Raw genomic sequence first — 16,433 nt, 5'->3', positions numbered from 1 at the left:
AACTACCGACGAATGTACTCCCGGGACCACGCGATTCTCTCCGTCCTCGCTGGCCTCGTCCTCGTCGCCGTCACGACGCCGCCCGTCCATCCGGTCGCGGTCGTCGTCGTCGCCGTCGCCCTCGGCGTCGGCATCGACTTCGACCACTTCCTCGTCGCCTATCTCAACACCGGGTCAGCCGAGAGCACGCGGCGAGTCCTCCGAGACCCCCGAGTCGTCGTCACCGGACAGGACGACATCTTCGAGGAGGCCGACCTCTCGAAGTCCCAGCGACTGCTCAGCCACGTCCTCATCGCCGGTGCCCTCGTCACCGCCCTGTGGCTGGCGTCGGCCCCCTACTGGGCGCTCGTCGTCGGCGTCACGCTGTACGTCCACGTCGTGGCCGACCTCTACGCAGACGCCAGGGAGATGGCCGGGGGCTGACCCGGCCGTCGAAACGTTCCTCGGTAGCCGGACGACAGACGGGCGGTTTGGACTGCGTACCCGTCCGACGCCGGATGCTGCGTCCCGCTCTGGACGTCTCCCCTCGCGATTGACGACCCGCGCTGTCGGCCGTCCTTTGGAACCCCAACCGCAACGGCATAGAGTCGTCCGTCCCAAGCGACGACGTCGACTTCTGGACGGCCATGCGCGACGCGCTGTACAGCGAGACCCCCTCTATCACTGTCATGGAGGCCGTCGCAATCGGCGCGGACCTCCTCGTCGCCTCCGAGGCCCATATCACCGACGTGCCGTCTGGCTCGCGCTGGTGTTCTCGTTGTCGCTGGGATTCCTCGCCGCGTTCCCCGTCAACCTCGCGCTGGTCCGCGTCGGCGTCAAAGAGGGGATGCAGAACCCCGCGGAGATGGGCCAGCAACCGGCCGGGTAGCGAGATTCTATATCGCGCTCAGCCGTTTACGCCCCGCAGTCGGGCGCGGTTCTCTGTCGACCGTATCGACGGTGTGAGGCGGCCTATAGTCCGCTCGGCCGGTTTCGACGGATTTCCGACGGTGCGATAACAGACGCGATCGGGGTATCGCCCATGCCGTAACAAATATGGAAAAGGTAACGAATTTGTGTGCCCACTCGGTGGTTCCGAGCGTCATGTACACTGGCGTCGTGGAGACGACGGGCACCGTTCGACGTATCGACCGACTCGACAGCGGGTGTCGCATTGAGGTAGCCACCGACACTGACGGACTGGAACCCGAGGACAGCATCGGAATCAGCGGCGTCTGTCTCACGGTCGAAGCCGTCGGCGACGGCTGGTTCCGGACGTTTCTGTCCGCCGAGACGGTCGACCGAACCTATCTCGCCGCCCTCGACTCCGGGACTGCTGTCAACGTAGAGCGGCCGATGGCCGCCGCCGACCGGTTCGACGGGCACTTGGTGAAAGGTACCGTGGACGCGACGACCGAAGTCGTCGCCGTCACCGACCTCGGCGAGGACTGGCGGTTCACCGTCGATATTCCCGACGGGTACGAGCAGTACCTCGTGGAGAAGGGGGCCGTCGCACTGGACGGTGCGAGTCTGACCGTCTGTGAGCTATCGACGGAGACGTTCTCCGTCGCCGTCGTCCCGACGACCTACGACGTGACGACGCTGTCGGAAAAGACGGTCGGTGACCCCCTTCACTTCGAGGCCGACCTGTTGGCGAAGTACGCCGAGCGCCAGTCGGTCCTGACCCACGGCGAGGTCTGAACCGGTCAGGGCAGCGGACAGAGACTCGCGGTCAACACCGCTCGCTCGTCGCTCTCGTTGTGCGCGCCGTGGACCTGTCCCCGTTCGTTGAGGACGACACCGGGTGCGGTCACCGTCTCGGACTCGTCGTCTCGTTGGACCGTCACCGTCCCCTCGACGACGTGGAAGACGTTGGTCGCGCCGTCGTGTTCGTGCGGTTCGATACGCCCGTCCGGGCCGAGGGCGAACGCCTTGACGAGTACGTCGTCGGTCACCGCCAGTTCGCCGTCGACGACCTCTCCTGCCGCTGGCTCGGCGTCGAAGTCGCCGAGCAGTTCGAGCGCCATGGCTCGACTGTCGGTCCACGCCAACTTAGCCGTTGGCTCTCTCCAGCCTCTCCACCGAGAGCCGGCGCGAGGGAGATACCCCAGACGTTTCCCGAGCGGACGGCCGAGAGCGCCGTGAACGTCCGCGGGTCTACAAGCACCGCAGCAACGAAACGCGCAGTAGGGTGGGCCGCCTACTGCTGTTCGACTTCTCGACCGTTACTGTCCGTTGCCGTCACCGCGACCGTTGAAAAAGAGCTTCACTTTGCGCTCTTCGTCGGCGGGAATGTGGGCGAGCACCACGTCCTCGTCCTCGCTGTAGGCGAACGAGTTCGGCGTCGCTTCGACCGCATCGGCATCGACCTCTTCGTACTTGGTCGGGCCGGCCTGGACTTTCCTCGGCGCTTCCGAGCGGTCGAGTCGCAACAGGTACGACGAGAGCTGTGAGTCGTCGTAGTTCTGGACCGTCATCTCGGAGTCGAAGGTGACTACGCCACCCTCCGTCTCCGTGATGGTGAAGTCCGTCACGTTGTACTCGCCGTCCTCGAAGTCGTTGGTCGCGCCATCGTCCTCGTAGAACGAGTACGAGGCTTCGTCGTCGAGGTAGGTGGTCAACTGAAGCGTCGTGAGTGGCTTTTCGCCCGTGTACTGCTGTACCTCGCGCATCGGGATGATCGAGTCTTTGCGCACGTACATCGGCAGGTGGTCGACCGGAGCGTCGACGGTCATCCACTGCCCGCCGTCGTAGACGTCGTGCGTCCAGAAGTCGACCCAGACCTCGCCCTCCGGCAGGTAGACGTCGCGTTCCGTCGCACCTTCTTCGACGACTGGTGCGACGAGTACGTCGTCGCCAAAGAGGAACTGGTCGGCGATGTTGGTGACTTCGTCGTCGTCCTGGAACTGGTAGACCAGTGGCTGGAAGATCGGTTTCCCGTTCTCGGAGGACTCCTGGAATTCGTTGTAGAGGTACGGGAGCAGTTTGTAGCGGAGTTCAGTGTACTTCCTCGTGATATCCACGGCCTCCTCATCGTACGTCCATGGGTGCTGATTGCGCGGGAGGTCGGGGTCTTGTTTCCTGTGCGTGTCGGTGTGGTTCCGGAAGTAAGGAATGAACGCCCCCATCTCTATCCAACGCTTGAATAGCTCGGGAGAGGGCCGTCCGACGAATCCGCCGACGTCGTGACCACAGAACGCGAGCCCGGAGAGCCCCATGTTCATCATCATCGGAATCTGCAACCGAAGGTGGGACCAGTTGCTCAGGCAGTCGCCGGTCCAGATTGCCGCGTACCGCTGACCGCCGGCATAGAGGTTCCGGTTCAACAGGAAGGGCCGTTCCTCGGGCTTGTAGATGTCGTAGGACTCACGAGATGCCCGGGCGTAGTCGAACCCGTACATGTTGTGATACTCCTCGTGCAACATCGTGTCGTCACCCGTCCCGTGGACGTTGTCCACCGGCATCGTCCAGTCGTAGCTTGCGTTTTCCTGGAACACCGCCGGTTCACCCATGTCGTTTTTGATCCCGTCGAAGCCGGCATCGAACAACACGTCGTGTTGTTCGGCCCACCAACTGCGGACCTCCGAGCGCGAGAAGTCGGGCCACACCGCGACGTCGGGCCAAACCCTCGCTTTGAACGTATCACCGTTCGCATCCTTGGTCCAGTAATCGTTGGCAGTTCCTTCGAGGTAGGGTTCGTACGGTTCGATGTCCCCGTCGCCGTCGACGTCTATTTCCTCGTCTACCGCGACACCCGGGTCGTTGACGGCGACCGTCTTGAGTTCTGGCATCCTCTCGTTCAGCGTTTGGAGAGCCTTCCGGTGTTCGTCTTTGATGCTGAAGACGCGATAGTTGTTCATGTAGCCGATGTCGAAGTGCATCGCGTCTATCGGAATCTCTTCTTCGCGGTACTGGTGGGGTACCTCGACGAGTTCCGTGGGGCTGTACTCCCACTTGCTCTGGTGGAACCCGATCGCCCACTTCGGTGGCAGGTTGATCGTCCCGGTCAGGTCCGTATAGCTCTCGAGGACGTCGTCGATTTCCGGGCCGTACGAGAAGTAGTACGTCAACTGGCCACCATCGCCGACGAAGTAGTAGTAGTCCTCACCCGCGTCGGTGTCGTAGGTTTCTTCGACGCCTTCGGGATTTGCCACCTCGGGCGTGTGGAACACGGTGTGGTGGGGATTGTCGAAGAAGATCCCGTACGCACCGGCATCCTTCAGGCCGACGAAGAACGGAACCGAGGTGTAGACGTAGTCATTCTGGTACATGTACGCGTACTGGTCCGTGTTCCAGTTCTCGAGTTTCTTCCCGCGTTGGTCGAGAGTGAGTTCGGGCTGTTCGCCGAAGCCATAGAAGGCTTCGTCTTCGTCAGCCTTCTTGTAGACGTACGGTAACGGCTCGTTGGGCGTCGGATCGGTCATCCCGACGTCTTCCTTCGTAGGCGAGCCGTACCCTGATGAGTCAGTCTCCGAATCGCTCTCGTCGTTTGTAGGCCCGTAGGAGCACGACTCCGGTGGCGCTGATTCGCTCTCTTCACCGCCTCTCTCGGGAGATTGGACGTACCCTGACGACCCCTTCTCCAGGTAATCCTCGTTGATGACCGTCCCGTCCTCGTCGAGGAACCGGACACCGAAGAGTTCCGTGTTGATTTCGACAGTAATCGTATCGGTCTCGATGGCGATCTTCTCGGGACTCGAATCGACGCTGAAATTCGGCTCATCCCACTCGTTGAGCCCGTTCTGGATACCACGAGATTCGTATTCTTTTTCGCCCGGTTCCACGACGGCAACGCGCGCCATGGTGTCGCTGAACAGCCGAATGTACCCTTCGTGGGTACCGAGGTCGAGTTTCACTCCGTCGTCGAGGACTTCGTGACCCTCGACAGACAACTCCATGAGGTCGTTTTCGTTCACCTGCGGTTCGTAGTGGATCTTCGAACCGTAGTGGTCTGCCGATGCGGGGGTCGAGGCGAAGGCACCTCCCGCCAGAAGGGCGGCTGTGGATTTCAATAGCGTGCGCCGTCCGACCTGAAGGAAGTCGGAGTCGCGTGAATTCTTATCAGACATTGGGATTGTTGATGATGAGTAGTGGACGTTCACAAGGCGATTCGACGAACCGGGATTCGGAACGACCCGTGGTACAGGCCCCATGACCCTGTTGGGGGGCTCTGTACGCTCGATTCGTCGAGGGGCTAACTGCAGTCGTCATCCATTATTTTGGAAGAACGTTTTCATCATACGATGCAATTGCGAACATTCGGCCATAAGATAATAATCTTATGGCCATTATTGTATCAATAAAATCAATTATGCCACAGATATAAAATTATCAATATCTATCATTGATGTTGGTGGGCACACGTCCGACAGGTGTTACTCGAGGGTCTTCGTGAGCGGCAAGTACGCAACGACGGCGTCGCGCAGTATCGATCAGCGCGTTCTTCTCGGCACGGCCCAACTCGGTCGTCGAGCGTCGCTATGACCGATCAGCGGGACGTGCCGGCGGAGGAAAAGCGGATACGTCGCTCATGGAACTGACGACTGCTGTTCGTCGCAAATAGCTCTGACATAGATCGGGCTGTTGCGTTACCTCTCACTACGAAACGTTCCTGATTCATTCTATGGATGCGTTCGGAACTCACCGGACGAGAGCCTACTCAGCCCGACTCGAAGTGACACGAAGGCAGGCACCACGACCCGAACCGGTGGTGTTGTACACAACCTCGGAGGATAGAATTTCATGCATGGCTTTTGTTTCCTCCTCCTGGTCGCGGCTCCGATATCGGGGACGTGCGCTGGCAATGATGCCGAAATCGCATCGTGTGCTACGCCACCCGTTTGTTGGGCCAGTGATCTCTGACGTCGATTGAACGCCAATTTCGACGATGTCACCATAGGAAAGTTCCGTCGTAATCGATCCGTCGAGCGGCCGGAGAAGGGGTACAACATCGCCTGCGAGGACGTCCGGTCGGCCGGTGGGAATCCTGCCCGGCGGGGAAGCGACGACCAGCGCGACCTTCGAGACCGGCGAGTAGCCGGCCTTGAGGTTCAGGAGGCTCTGTTGAAACCCCCAGCTGCTACCACGATTGAGCGACGATCTGGTAAACCAAGGATCCGCGATATCTCGTTTCCGGTGAGTACCGGCATGCCGTCAGCCCGAGCCACCGTCTGTCAGCGCAACTACAGTCCCCTGTTGGCCACCGACGTAGAGCCGATCGCTCGTCATCATGAGGTCATGGGGAGCGATCGAGAGGGTGGAACGCCACTGGACGCGACCCGCCGCACGCGAGAGCGCAACTACCTCGCCATGGCCCGTCCCCTGCTCAGGATTGGCCCCGTATCCGACGACGAGCGTTCCACCGGTAACCGCAGGCTGGCAGAGCCTGAATTCACCACCAGCACCGACCGACACGTTTCGGTCCGCGAATGACTCACGATGGAGCCACTCCAGTTTCCCGGTTGCCGCCTGCAACGCGAACACGACCAACTGCTCCTGCTGTTCATGGCTCGCAGCAACGAACACGCGATCGCCGTCAGTCGCCAACGGCGAGTAGGCTGCCGCGCCCTCGCCCGCATGCCCGGGGAACTGCCATTCCACGTCCTCGCCAGCCACACCGACGGCCAACGTCTCTGGGGGGCTCGTCCCCCACACAATATCGTGTGTGAGGACCGCTTCTCGGTCACCCGTGACCACCGGACGCGACGGCAATTCGAGCGGCAGACGCGTCCGCTCAATTTCGAGGCTGCCGTCAGACAGCCGGACCGTGAACAGCGCCTGAACGTGTCCACCATAACTCGCCCACACCCGTCGGGCAGTCACCGCCAGGCCGTAGGGATCCTCGAGGGCCGCTTGGTCAATTCGATCGCCCAGATACAACCGCCACCGTTCGCTTCCATCTCCGGGTTCGAGCCCGTGCAACCCGTAACTACTCTGAATATACACAGTCTCCGGCGTCGCTACTGGGATGGGTGAAAAGTCCACCGCAGAGTTAGACGGGGACAAGAACTTCTCGGGCACGGCGTCGGCGACCCGGTCGTAGAGGTTCCGTCGCCACCGAATCGTGCCGTCAGCTGCATTCACGGCGATAACATCAGTGCCGCCGTCAGTCATGTAGAGCGAGCCATCGACGAGGCCGCCGAATCGCGGTATTCGACGCCCCGGCTGATGCTGGATACGGCGGTTCCATCGGTGCTTGCCATCGATGGCACTGTAGGCACGCAAATGAAGTTCGCTGTCGAACCGACCCGCAGTAATCACCTGGCCTGGGGTCGCAGCGACGAGTTCGCCAGAGATCAGGGAGGCCGAGGGGGGATCAGTAATGCGGTCCTGCCACTTGATGGTCGGTGGCGTCTGAATCTCGTGGGGACTCCGTGCTGTGTTCTGCAAATCAGCGTACTTGAAGCACCAGGCATCCGTCGAGGGCGACCAGGACGTTTCTAGTGAATCTGGTGGGCGTTCGTTCGGCCCATTTCCGAGATCAACCGAACTGCAACCGGCGACGCTAGCTACACCGGCGAGACCGATTGTCCGGAGGGCATCACGACGAGACAGGGAGGGCATTCACAGTTGGCTTTACACCTATTGACAAAAGACCTGATGAAGGCCGTACGGATGAGTAGTATCCCAGTTAGTGCGCAGTTCTACCTAGCGCTGTTTCAGTAGGAAGGGTGTCGAACTAATAGGATCTCAACAGAGCCGTCCGCCTCACTTCTCACGCTTAACTAAACACGACGGTTCGTAGTAACGACTGAGAGATTTTCATCGAGGGTAACGGTGAGTGTGTCGTCGCTTTCGATGATCGACACCTCGATTCTCCAGGGATCAGTCGTCTCTATGGTGGTACATTTGTCACTTACACACCAGTTCAGTCGCCAGTAGGGGGTCGTCCGGAGATCAATACCGTGCTCACGGTAGAATGAGACGACCGGTGACTGGTTGATCAGGGCTAGACCAATCGTCGAGCAGAGGCTATGGTGACATTGGTGGCATATGTACTCGACACGAAGGTCAGCATCGAGACAACAGTCCTCACCCCGAACAATTTCCGTCTGCATCTGGCCACTGCACTCCGGACAGACGCCCTCCTTAGCGAGACTGTGGAGATGCCGGACTCGTTGGTTGAATGCTGAAAGAGTTTCCTCCTCATCACGACCGATTAACCCACCCGGTGGAAACGAGTACTGGCCGTGTGTACGGCCACACGCGGGGCACCCAATGGCGAGCTTTTCGTCGCTGTACGTCGCAACCAGCGGATCGCCACATTGCGTACAGTCGTCGCCAGTTTTGATCGGGTCGAGATCAGGGTGGGCATTGAACGAACCTTCGACGGCTGCCCGAATAACGCTCTCTCCGGCCGTCCGGAGTTCGTACCCGTCGTTCGTTTTGCGAACGAAGTGGCCGGTCAATTGACCCAGATGGTAATTAAACTGAGCACTGTTGTCCGCCTCTGCTTTCTCGTAGAGCGTCGTAAAATCGACTGGCTGCTCGTCGGCGTGCCAAAGGGCCTCGAGAATTTCTACGCGAATCTCGTTGCTAATCAACGAAAACGCCTTGGCTGGCCTGAGACAGTGTTCCGATTCTTTGGCGAGTTCCATCGCCTCCAGCCTGTTCATATCTTATGCTTGTTACCAGACGTGCTAAAATCCTCTCTTAATTTCATTTTTGAAATAGGTATGATAGGTGAATCCGGTATTCCGCTCTCCTTCCCAAAACTAATTTTTGCAAGCACCGTTACAAAATATCAATTTAGCGAGATTTTTTGTAGTGTCTAAACGTGCGCACGAGTAATGTCAACCCGAATTGAACCAGGGGTGGTCGCAATCTGTGGAAGTTTGCGTGACAGTAGTCGGACACGGATCGCGCTGAAGGAGGCGCTCGCAGCGTCTGAAGAAGCCGGTGCAACGACCGAACTTGTTGACCTTCGGAACTACGAGTTGCCGAGTCTGTACGCTGTGGATACAGACGTGCCGGACGCCAAGAAGCTACGGGAGACCGTCGACCAGGCCGATAGCGTCCTACTCGGCACCCCAAATTACCACGGGTCCTATTCGGGAGCATTGAAGAACGCACTCGATTACTGCAGTCGAGATGAGTTCGAGGGAACAACTGTCGGCCTCCTAGAGGTCGCTGCTGGGGAGTTTCCCGGGTCAGCCCTCGTTCACCTCCGGACAGTCAGCCGGACATTACGCGCGTGGGTGCTACCAAACGAGGTCGCAATTCCCGATTCATCCTCGATTGTAGACGAGAATCGAATCAAAGATTCGGGCATCTCCGAGCGGACACACCGACTCGGTCGCGAACTCGCATTGTACGCTGGTGTAGCGGAATATCCGGAGCAGATTCCACGGACTGCCGTAGCAACTGACAGTACAACCAACCACTGATCCAGAACATATGAAAGCGATTCACCTCCAAGAAACCGATGGTATCGAGGCACTGGCCTACGACGATGTCCCCCGTCCCGAACCAGAACGGGACGAACTACTCATTCGGACACACGCGGCCGGAATCAATCCCATCGACTGGCTCGTATGCCGCGGGCTGCTCCCACACTTGCTCGACAGCGAGGTACCGTGGACTCCCGGCTGGGACGTGTCGGGCGTTGTCGAATCGGTTGGGGACAACGTAACCGAGTTTGCTCCTGGCGATGTCGTCTGCGGAATGGCACGCCTTCCCGGTTCCGGGGGTGCGTTCGCCGAGTACATCACGATGACAAGTGACGAAATCACGGCCAAGCCTGAGTCGCTCTCCCATCTCGAAGCTGCGGGCGTCCCCATGGCAGGACAGACTGCCTTCCACGCACTCTATGAGGAAGGGAACCTTGATTCCGGACAGCACGTTCTCATCCACGCAGCGGCTGGTGGCGTCGGTCATATGGCCGTCCAGTTCGCGGCGAATACGGGGGCTCACGTAATCGGAACCGCCTCCGGCCACAACGAGGAGTTCCTCCACGAACTTGGGGTCGACGAATTCATCAACTACCAAGAAGAACGATTCGAAGACGTACTGGACGACGTTGACCTCGTTCTCGATGCTGTTGGCGGTGCTGTCCTCGAACGGTCGGTCGAGGTCGTCCAGTCTGGGGGCGTCGTCGTTACGCTCCCGGAACCGCCCTCGGAGAAGGCGGTCGAACGATACCACGACGAGTACAACGTTGACGTCCGCTTTTTCGACGTCATTATCGATTCGGATCCAGTGACGCTCCGGCAGGTCGCCGCCCACGCCGAATCCGGAGTCGTTGCACCCCGGGTCGGTGACACGTATCCACTATTCGAGGTACAGGATGCGCTAGACAGGAACGCAGACGGTCACGTTCGTGGCAAACTCGTGGTTGATCTCACGGAGGGAACCGATGACTGACGATGGATTCCTGGTTGGTAGTCTCGATCACGTCGAACTGTCGGTACCCGACCGCTATGAGGCGGCAGACTGGTACAACGAGGCGCTGGGATTCGAGATCGTCGAGGAGTTCGAACACTGGGCAGACCTGCGTGCGTATCCGCTGATGACATCCAGCGACGACGGCAACACGATGCTTGCCCTGTTCAAAAGACCACCAATCGAATATCGGTCATGGCACGGCACTCGTAAAAATGGTCTCAAACCCAAGCTAACGTCCATCAGCTGACCGAATTACTGAGACCGTGGGTCCTCGAAATCGCCTAAAATCTCCAGCTCAGAATCCGCGCCTGTTCTTCCCCTCACGATAAATCAGTCTCCCGGTCATCTGCTCGACCTCTTTGTTGTGGCGCATCCTTGGAAGTTGAGACTACAGTGGGTTTAGCGGGCCTGTGATGCGCGAATTTGACCGATTCGGTCAGCGGAAACTACTCCAGATCACTCTCCAAGCGGCCATTCTTGTCAAACCTTCAACCATATGGGCAGATTTTTCAGACATCCAATAGTGTAGCCACTCAGACGGCGCGCTAACCCAGACAGAGTGTCTCTCTACCCGATTCCAGTTTCCTTCTTCAGCAGCGTCAGCGTGTTGTCCGCTGTAATCACCGGTGAGTGCTCATACTCGCCAGTCAATTCGGCTTGGACGAGGAGATCGACAGCTCGCCAGATCGAGTACAGCAGACACGCAAACGCGAGTAGAAGAATCGCAGCCCAAAGTTCTTCGACGTTGTCGCCGCCATGAACCGTTTGATCGACCTGTACCCACTCTCGATCTCCCACCTGTAGCCGTACTCCGTAAGGTGTCCGCTCCCCCGATTCGTCATGAACACCGAATACTGCCGGTGATCGTCGTGCTCGGAGTCCTCTTTCCGTCGGTAGATCAGCGTCGTCTCGTGCCACTCGTTCTTGCCGAGGTGGAGCTTCCGGTCAGTTTCATATCGGCCTTGATCGCGCTGGAGCAATCGCTTGGCCTGGGCTTTCTCGCTGGTCTGCATCCGCTTCGGAACGACGTAGGAGTGCCCGCGCTGACTAATCATCTCCAGGACGTGCTGGCTATCGAACTCCCGGTCCATCAGTACGTTATCGACGTGAACGAGCTCTTCAGCCGAATCCAGCAAGTCCTCGACGATTTCTAGTCGTGACTCGCCTTTCCGTACCGGGCGGGCATCGAGGACGAGTGGGACAGCGTTCCCGACCAGCTGGACGGTCGCCCACTGATAGGCGTACTCGTCGGTCTGTTCTTTCGTCCCGATGATCTCGTCCTCGTGGCCGGTCCGGTCGCCGGTGAAGGGAGCAGCCTCGGTGATGTCGATAGCGACGATCCCTGCCCGGAAGAACTTCTCCGTCTCTGCGACCTCATCAATGAGTCGTCGAATCGCCTGCCGGTACATCGCTCGAATCTGCTCGATAGAGAGATCACGAATGTGGTCGCGGTGGGCGTGTCCGAGTGGTGTCCGCTCCCGCGTTGACTCGTGGACGAAACTGCGAGCACCCTCGTTTGCAGCCAGCCGCTCGCGCAGTCCGAGATACGTCTGTAGGTCCCAAAAAGCGTGCTCGTGGACCTCACAGCCCTCGCCACGATTGAGCGAGAACGCAGGGAACACGACACGGCTGACGTGCTCGGTGACTCTATCGGCGTTGTCCAGAATGGCTCGGTCGTCTGGAACCGATTCGTCCACGTCATCGCAACGAGCCGGGAGGATCTGCTCTGGTTCGCGGGGGACGGTGACGTCGGCGTTCTGCGCTTTGATGAGAATCGTTCGAGCCGCTTTCTGGACCGTCTCGCGAAGCTCATCGTTGAAGCGCGTGTGCCAACTGCGCCAGAGTGTCGATTGGTCGGGAACGGCACCCAGCCCAAGACATTCACAGAGTTCGAGATGGCTTTCGAGGTACTCGCAGAGTGCGGTCTCGTGCTCCCACCCGTGGAGTTCCTTCAGAACGAATAACCGAAATAGTGTGTCAATCTCGTAGCGAGTTGGTCCCACGTAGCGGTCGTGTACGTTGAACTGAAAATACGCTAGCGGAAGTGAGCAAACGAACTTCTCAACTGACTCGTGGTGGACGTGATCGAACCAAGCTCCTGCGACGGCGCGAATATCCGACTCTAATCCGGCAAGTGAAGCGCGGTCATACAGCGGGTTTGAAGTATAGACTGGCCACTTGATAGTCGGTTGGCGAGCAATTCGACGGAAGACAGTCCGGCGTGACTCACGCGTCACACCCACATCAGGAGATAGCTGGAGAGGCTAAAGAGTCCGTCTAATCGGTGAACGAAATCAGTCTATGAAAGCCACCTCAGACCTCTGAAAAATTGATTCGAACTCAGGTCTGGCTCTGATAGAGGAGAACTAGGATGGCAAGTCCGATGAAGAAGTCCGGGAGAAACACGAAGGCGCCGATATTTGGGCGAGGGCGGAAGCCGAAGACGTTGTGTACTACTGGATTTGACGTACCCGCGTATAGGAGCAGCGCGAGGCTTAGCACAAGCAGGCTTGCTGTGTACTTGTTCGGAAGGTCGCGATAAAGCTGCACGTAGATGACTGCGAGTGCCACCAGTAACACGAGGTTCAGGGTTGTAAAGAAAACCTCCATCCGAATGAGCAGTTCAACCTGGGAGGACAGCGCCCTCGACGGAGGGCCATGGGACGGAACTGATGTGAATAGTGCGACTAAGAGTGCGATACCACTCGCGGCGGTCGCACTCGCTACTGTCGTTCCAAGTGGACTCTTGATCCAGTTACGAATCATCATCAACTCCGGCCTGTTCCGCCACGTCTTCCATAATGTCGAGGTTGTTCATCATTCTGTCTGAGAGGAAGTACATCTGCCCGTAATTGTCACCCTCCGTGGTCACGATATTGCTCTCCTCGAGGACTTCGAGATGGTGCTGCACTGTTTTGTAGTTCAAATCTAGGTCATTCGACAATTGATTGGTGTTTCGTGGCTGGTCGTTGAGTGCGCGGAGGATACGAAGTCGATTTCGGCCTCCACGAGACCCACCAATGAGCCACCAGAGCAACTGCCGCATCTATCGAGTATTCATTTGGTCGGGGCAAATACATTCTGTCTCGGTCCGAACGATACTATACCCCCGAATTAGTCACTAATCCAAGAGACAATTCGATCAGCGATTTCACCGTTATTGTTGTCTTGCATCATGAGATGTGTATTTCCGGATATCCCTTCATCCGGAAGGCTAAGTAGCGTCGATGCGGGACTTGTCTCTCCTGCGAGTTCTGCAGTTGTCTGGGTCGCTTCCTTGCGACCAGTCTGTCCGCGCTCGTCGACATAATCGCCATACACACCCATAAACGGTGCATCACCACCCATCTCCGCTACAGTTTGCGGGTCAGTCGGCGCACCGACCGGCTCAACTGCGATGATCCGTTCAACGAGGTCTGGCACAGCTTGTGCAACCGTGAATCCGGAACTACCGCCCGCTGAGTGAACGAGCAGTACTACCGGACCAACACGATTGAGAAGCGCCTCTAGAGCGGCAGTCTCTTGGGGTGATGCGAACTGACTCCCACCGCCACCTCCGGTAGTCGACCCAGTCTGGGTTCCAGCTGCTGTCTCAGTGGAATCCGCAGGTGTGGAGTTCTGGTCGCCGCCACGTCCACCCGTCTGGCCCCCACTTTGTCTACCGCCACCAGTGCTAACGTATGCGGGGAATGACGCAACGAGTTGGTCGACCGACTCAACCGGGTATCGAACGTCCTCGTATGGGTCACCGACTTCAGGTCCGAACCCCCACGTCGGCCATGCTCGATCGATAGACCACCGAGAGAGTGACGCAGAGTCAGAGCTCTGGAGGGCAGCAGTGTCTAAGCCACCTGAATCGACGTTTCGAGGCGGGTTGAATACATACACTGGGTGGCCAGCTTCGGCAAAGTACTCCACCCAGCCGCGTCGACCGTCAGGTGTCGTCCGGTAAATGTACGGTGACAACCCAAGGCCAGGCACCATTACGACGGGTGACTTGTCGGTGGCCGTATCGGGCCGTGTATATACGACTTCAGCACGTCCGTCGATGACCGTACTACTGCTTGTGTCTGCGTTGCCGACGTAGAAGTTACCGAACGTCGGAGAGTCGTCATTCTGTTGTTCGGATTGCGGAGAAGTCTCAGGAGAGGTCTGTGTATTGGTGTTCGGTCCGCTGTTGTCTGTTGTGCTGTTGCACCCTGCGATAGTCGCAGCAAGTGCGACTCCAGTTGCGCGAAGAAACGCTTTCCGAGAGATGCCCGATGACATACAGATCGTACTGGCCGGGGAACTGACTTAGTCGATTGCCGAAATCGGCCACAGGTTAGGCACAAATTCATTCCAGTTCATGCAGAACGCCCGATATTGACAAATGATGTTAGATTGGGATAATACTGTATCGCCCAGAGCGTATGCATTGAGAGCGCCAGTCTCAACTACTCCGCATCCTGATTTGATATAGCGGCATTCACTTTATCCGGCGGCCGGAGGGCGTCGCTCAGTTCATCGGCTCACCGCTTTAGGGCCCTCGGAACGCGAAAATCGGAGTCAGTCGGTGTGGTCGGCCAGCGCGCCGAAGGTCGCCGACGTGAGCGCCTCGACGACGCTGTCGACGTCCACGTCGCCGACGTGGGCGGGGTACTTCCGCTGGAAGTAGCTCACGATGTTGTCAACGTCACGCGTCAACAGTTCACGTGCGTTCTCGTGGTCGGTCGGCACCGCCTGGGGCCAGTCGAAGACGACGACCCCTTGCGTCGTGACGAAGACGTTGTACTCGCTCATGTCCGCGTGGACGAATCCCTCCCCGTAGGCCGTCTGCATCTCGTCTAGAATCAGTTCTAGCACGGGGACGACCTGTTCGGGTTCGAGGCCGGTCCGGGAGAGTTCGACGCCGTCGACTTTCTCCATCACGATGGCGTGCCGGTTCGTATCGATGGGCTGGGGAACCGAGACATCTGGATACAGCGTCTCCAGCGCCTCGTACTCTCGTTCGGCGGCCTTCCGGGCGGTGTAGAGCCACGAGACGTGGTCTCGGTCGGACGTGTAGTCCCGTTCCCGCATCACTTCCCGGAAGTTGGTGTACCCCTCGCGGTGGTACTTCAGGGCCATCGGCTTGTAGGACTGCACTTCGTAGACGTCGCTTTCCTTGCCGACGCCCAGCGGCGCGCCGAACCCCTCGATGGTGTCGCGCTCGACGAAGGTGTGCAACGCGAGCGCGTCGTACCCCTCGAAGGTGAGTTTGAACCCCTCGTACTGGATGGTCTTGCGCTCTACGAGCTCCCGGTCCTCACAGCGGTCCAGCCGGTAGTCGACGTTCTCGGCGGACAGGCGGGAGAACTCCGTGAGTTTCTCGCGGTTGACGTACTCGGAGAACCGCATCCCCTGTTCGACGCCGGAGAGCAAGTGGAAGTCCTCCGGCTCCAGCTCTGGCATCACAGAGGCGACGTTCTGGACCATTAGCTGCCCATAATCGTCCGACTCGTAAAAACTCGGCGCGTCGAGCGTCTCGCGGTAGTAAATCAGATACCGCTATATCGAATCGTCCTGCGCCGCCACGGGGAACGCCGAGAGCCGAAGTACCTTTGTCTGCGACGCGGGACGAATCTGTATGGGCGACGACATAGACGAAGTGGATCAAGAAATCCTCCACGCGCTTCAGGAGGACGCTCGAAACACGTCGTCGGGCGACATCGCCGACCGGACCGGCACGTCCGACAGTACGGTTCGTAAGCGAATCCAGCGCCTCGAATCCGACGGAATCATCAAGGGATACAGCGCCGAGGTCGACTACCAGCAGTCGGGGTATCCCCTCCGGATGCTACTGTTCTGTACCGCCTCGATACCCGAACGTGGCAATCTCATCCCCGAGATTCTCGACATAGACGGCGTCATCTCCGTACAGGAACTGGTCACGGGCGAACAGAACTTGCTCGTCACCGTCGTCGGCGAGACGGACAGCGACATCACGCCCGTCGCACAGAAACTGCTCGACATGGGGCTGACCGTCGCCGACGAAGTGCTCGTCCGCAGCCACGAGACGACGCCGTTCGGCGAGTTCACGGAGTAGTCCG

The 16,433-nt window shown here is 58.7% G+C and carries 14 protein-coding genes and 1 pseudogene; 6 read left to right on the top strand and 9 right to left on the bottom strand.

The features are described 5' to 3' along the window. Positions 1 to 12: 12 nt before the first annotated feature. Entirely contained in the window at positions 13 to 423 is a 411-nt protein-coding gene (locus NDI85_RS07655) for a hypothetical protein (RefSeq protein WP_189001029.1), read from the top strand. A gap of 660 nt (positions 424 to 1,083) precedes the next feature. After that, positions 1,084 to 1,680 carry a riboflavin synthase gene (locus NDI85_RS07650; RefSeq protein ID WP_189001032.1) on the top strand — a complete coding sequence of 199 codons (597 nt, stop codon included), beginning with the start codon at positions 1,084 to 1,086 and terminating at the stop codon, positions 1,678 to 1,680. A gap of 5 nt (positions 1,681 to 1,685) precedes the next feature. Here the strand turns inward: NDI85_RS07650 and NDI85_RS07645 are convergent, their stop codons facing one another. The 4 genes from NDI85_RS07645 to NDI85_RS07630 form a co-directional block, all read right to left on the bottom strand. Next, positions 1,686 to 2,006, bottom strand: a complete 321-nt coding sequence (locus NDI85_RS07645; protein WP_189001035.1) for a cupin domain-containing protein — start codon at positions 2,004 to 2,006, stop codon at positions 1,686 to 1,688. Positions 2,007 to 2,204: 198 nt separating this feature from the next. Next, positions 2,205 to 5,048: a TIM-barrel domain-containing protein gene (locus NDI85_RS07640; protein WP_396275505.1), complete on the bottom strand. Its 2,844-nt coding sequence runs from the start codon at positions 5,046 to 5,048 to the stop codon at positions 2,205 to 2,207. Between the two features lie 1,084 nt (positions 5,049 to 6,132). Next, complete coding sequence (locus NDI85_RS07635) at positions 6,133 to 7,542, bottom strand: PQQ-binding-like beta-propeller repeat protein (RefSeq protein ID WP_310915413.1); 1,410 nt, start codon at positions 7,540 to 7,542, stop codon at positions 6,133 to 6,135. A gap of 161 nt (positions 7,543 to 7,703) precedes the next feature. After that, positions 7,704 to 8,594: an ArsR family transcriptional regulator gene (locus tag NDI85_RS07630; protein WP_189001042.1), complete on the bottom strand. Its 891-nt coding sequence runs from the start codon at positions 8,592 to 8,594 to the stop codon at positions 7,704 to 7,706. Between the two features lie 174 nt (positions 8,595 to 8,768). Here NDI85_RS07630 and NDI85_RS07625 point away from each other — a divergent pair, with 174 nt between their 5' ends. From NDI85_RS07625 to NDI85_RS07615, 3 genes are read left to right on the top strand one after another with little or no spacing between them, the layout of a single operon-like run. After that, entirely contained in the window at positions 8,769 to 9,365 is a 597-nt protein-coding gene (locus NDI85_RS07625) for an NAD(P)H-dependent oxidoreductase (RefSeq protein ID WP_310915412.1), read from the top strand. Between the two features lie 10 nt (positions 9,366 to 9,375). Then, on the top strand, positions 9,376 to 10,341 hold the full coding sequence (locus NDI85_RS07620) for an NADP-dependent oxidoreductase (RefSeq protein WP_189001048.1): 966 nt from the start codon (positions 9,376 to 9,378) through the stop codon (positions 10,339 to 10,341). Next, positions 10,334 to 10,609: a VOC family protein gene (locus NDI85_RS07615; RefSeq protein WP_310915409.1), complete on the top strand. Its 276-nt coding sequence runs from the start codon at positions 10,334 to 10,336 to the stop codon at positions 10,607 to 10,609. The genes NDI85_RS07620 and NDI85_RS07615 overlap by 8 nt, the downstream gene beginning before the upstream one ends. Positions 10,610 to 10,929: 320 nt before the next feature. Here NDI85_RS07615 and NDI85_RS07610 read toward each other — a convergent pair. From NDI85_RS07610 to NDI85_RS07590, 5 genes and pseudogenes are all read right to left on the bottom strand, one after another. Then, positions 10,930 to 12,605 (bottom strand): annotated as a pseudogene (locus tag NDI85_RS07610) (transposase). A 97-nt stretch (positions 12,606 to 12,702) separates the two neighbouring features. Continuing rightward, a complete protein-coding gene (locus NDI85_RS07605; protein ID WP_229722635.1) occupies positions 12,703 to 12,933 on the bottom strand; it encodes a hypothetical protein in 231 nt (76 codons plus the stop codon). A gap of 184 nt (positions 12,934 to 13,117) precedes the next feature. Next, on the bottom strand, positions 13,118 to 13,408 hold the full coding sequence (locus tag NDI85_RS07600) for a winged helix-turn-helix domain-containing protein (protein ID WP_008308706.1): 291 nt from the start codon (positions 13,406 to 13,408) through the stop codon (positions 13,118 to 13,120). Positions 13,409 to 13,476: 68 nt separating this feature from the next. Continuing rightward, entirely contained in the window at positions 13,477 to 13,785 is a 309-nt protein-coding gene (locus NDI85_RS07595; RefSeq protein WP_310915408.1) for a hypothetical protein, read from the bottom strand. 1,125 nt (positions 13,786 to 14,910) lie between these two features. Then, positions 14,911 to 15,819: a serine/threonine-protein kinase RIO2 gene (locus tag NDI85_RS07590; RefSeq protein WP_310915407.1), complete on the bottom strand. Its 909-nt coding sequence runs from the start codon at positions 15,817 to 15,819 to the stop codon at positions 14,911 to 14,913. Between the two features lie 151 nt (positions 15,820 to 15,970). On the opposite strand from NDI85_RS07590, the gene NDI85_RS07585 reads away from it, so the two are divergent. After that, positions 15,971 to 16,429, top strand: coding sequence for an Lrp/AsnC family transcriptional regulator (locus NDI85_RS07585; protein WP_189001060.1), 459 nt, complete (start codon positions 15,971 to 15,973; stop codon positions 16,427 to 16,429). Positions 16,430 to 16,433 lie beyond the last annotated feature (4 nt).

Source organism: Haloarcula sp. S1AR25-4, assembly GCF_031624555.1.
In the GTDB taxonomy this organism is placed as follows: Archaea; Halobacteriota; Halobacteria; order Halobacteriales; family Haloarculaceae; genus Haloarcula; species Haloarcula pellucida.
Note: the sequence above shows the minus strand (reverse complement) of the source record. Positions and strands in the feature narration are given on the sequence as shown.

Coding starts and splice junctions, on each gene's coding strand:
- NDI85_RS07585 (WP_189001060.1), top strand. CDS start 15,971: ATGGGCGACGACATAGACGAAGTGGATCAAGAAATCCTCCACGCGCTT.
- NDI85_RS07635 (WP_310915413.1), bottom strand. CDS start 7,542: ATGCCCTCCCTGTCTCGTCGTGATGCCCTCCGGACAATCGGTCTCGCC.
- NDI85_RS07615 (WP_310915409.1), top strand. CDS start 10,334: ATGACTGACGATGGATTCCTGGTTGGTAGTCTCGATCACGTCGAACTG.
- NDI85_RS07640 (WP_396275505.1), bottom strand. CDS start 5,048: ATGTCTGATAAGAATTCACGCGACTCCGACTTCCTTCAGGTCGGACGG.
- NDI85_RS07625 (WP_310915412.1), top strand. CDS start 8,769: ATGTCAACCCGAATTGAACCAGGGGTGGTCGCAATCTGTGGAAGTTTG.
- NDI85_RS07590 (WP_310915407.1), bottom strand. CDS start 15,819: ATGGTCCAGAACGTCGCCTCTGTGATGCCAGAGCTGGAGCCGGAGGAC.
- NDI85_RS07650 (WP_189001032.1), top strand. CDS start 1,084: ATGTACACTGGCGTCGTGGAGACGACGGGCACCGTTCGACGTATCGAC.
- NDI85_RS07630 (WP_189001042.1), bottom strand. CDS start 8,594: ATGAACAGGCTGGAGGCGATGGAACTCGCCAAAGAATCGGAACACTGT.
- NDI85_RS07600 (WP_008308706.1), bottom strand. CDS start 13,408: ATGCGGCAGTTGCTCTGGTGGCTCATTGGTGGGTCTCGTGGAGGCCGA.
- NDI85_RS07655 (WP_189001029.1), top strand. CDS start 13: ATGTACTCCCGGGACCACGCGATTCTCTCCGTCCTCGCTGGCCTCGTC.
- NDI85_RS07620 (WP_189001048.1), top strand. CDS start 9,376: ATGAAAGCGATTCACCTCCAAGAAACCGATGGTATCGAGGCACTGGCC.
- NDI85_RS07645 (WP_189001035.1), bottom strand. CDS start 2,006: ATGGCGCTCGAACTGCTCGGCGACTTCGACGCCGAGCCAGCGGCAGGA.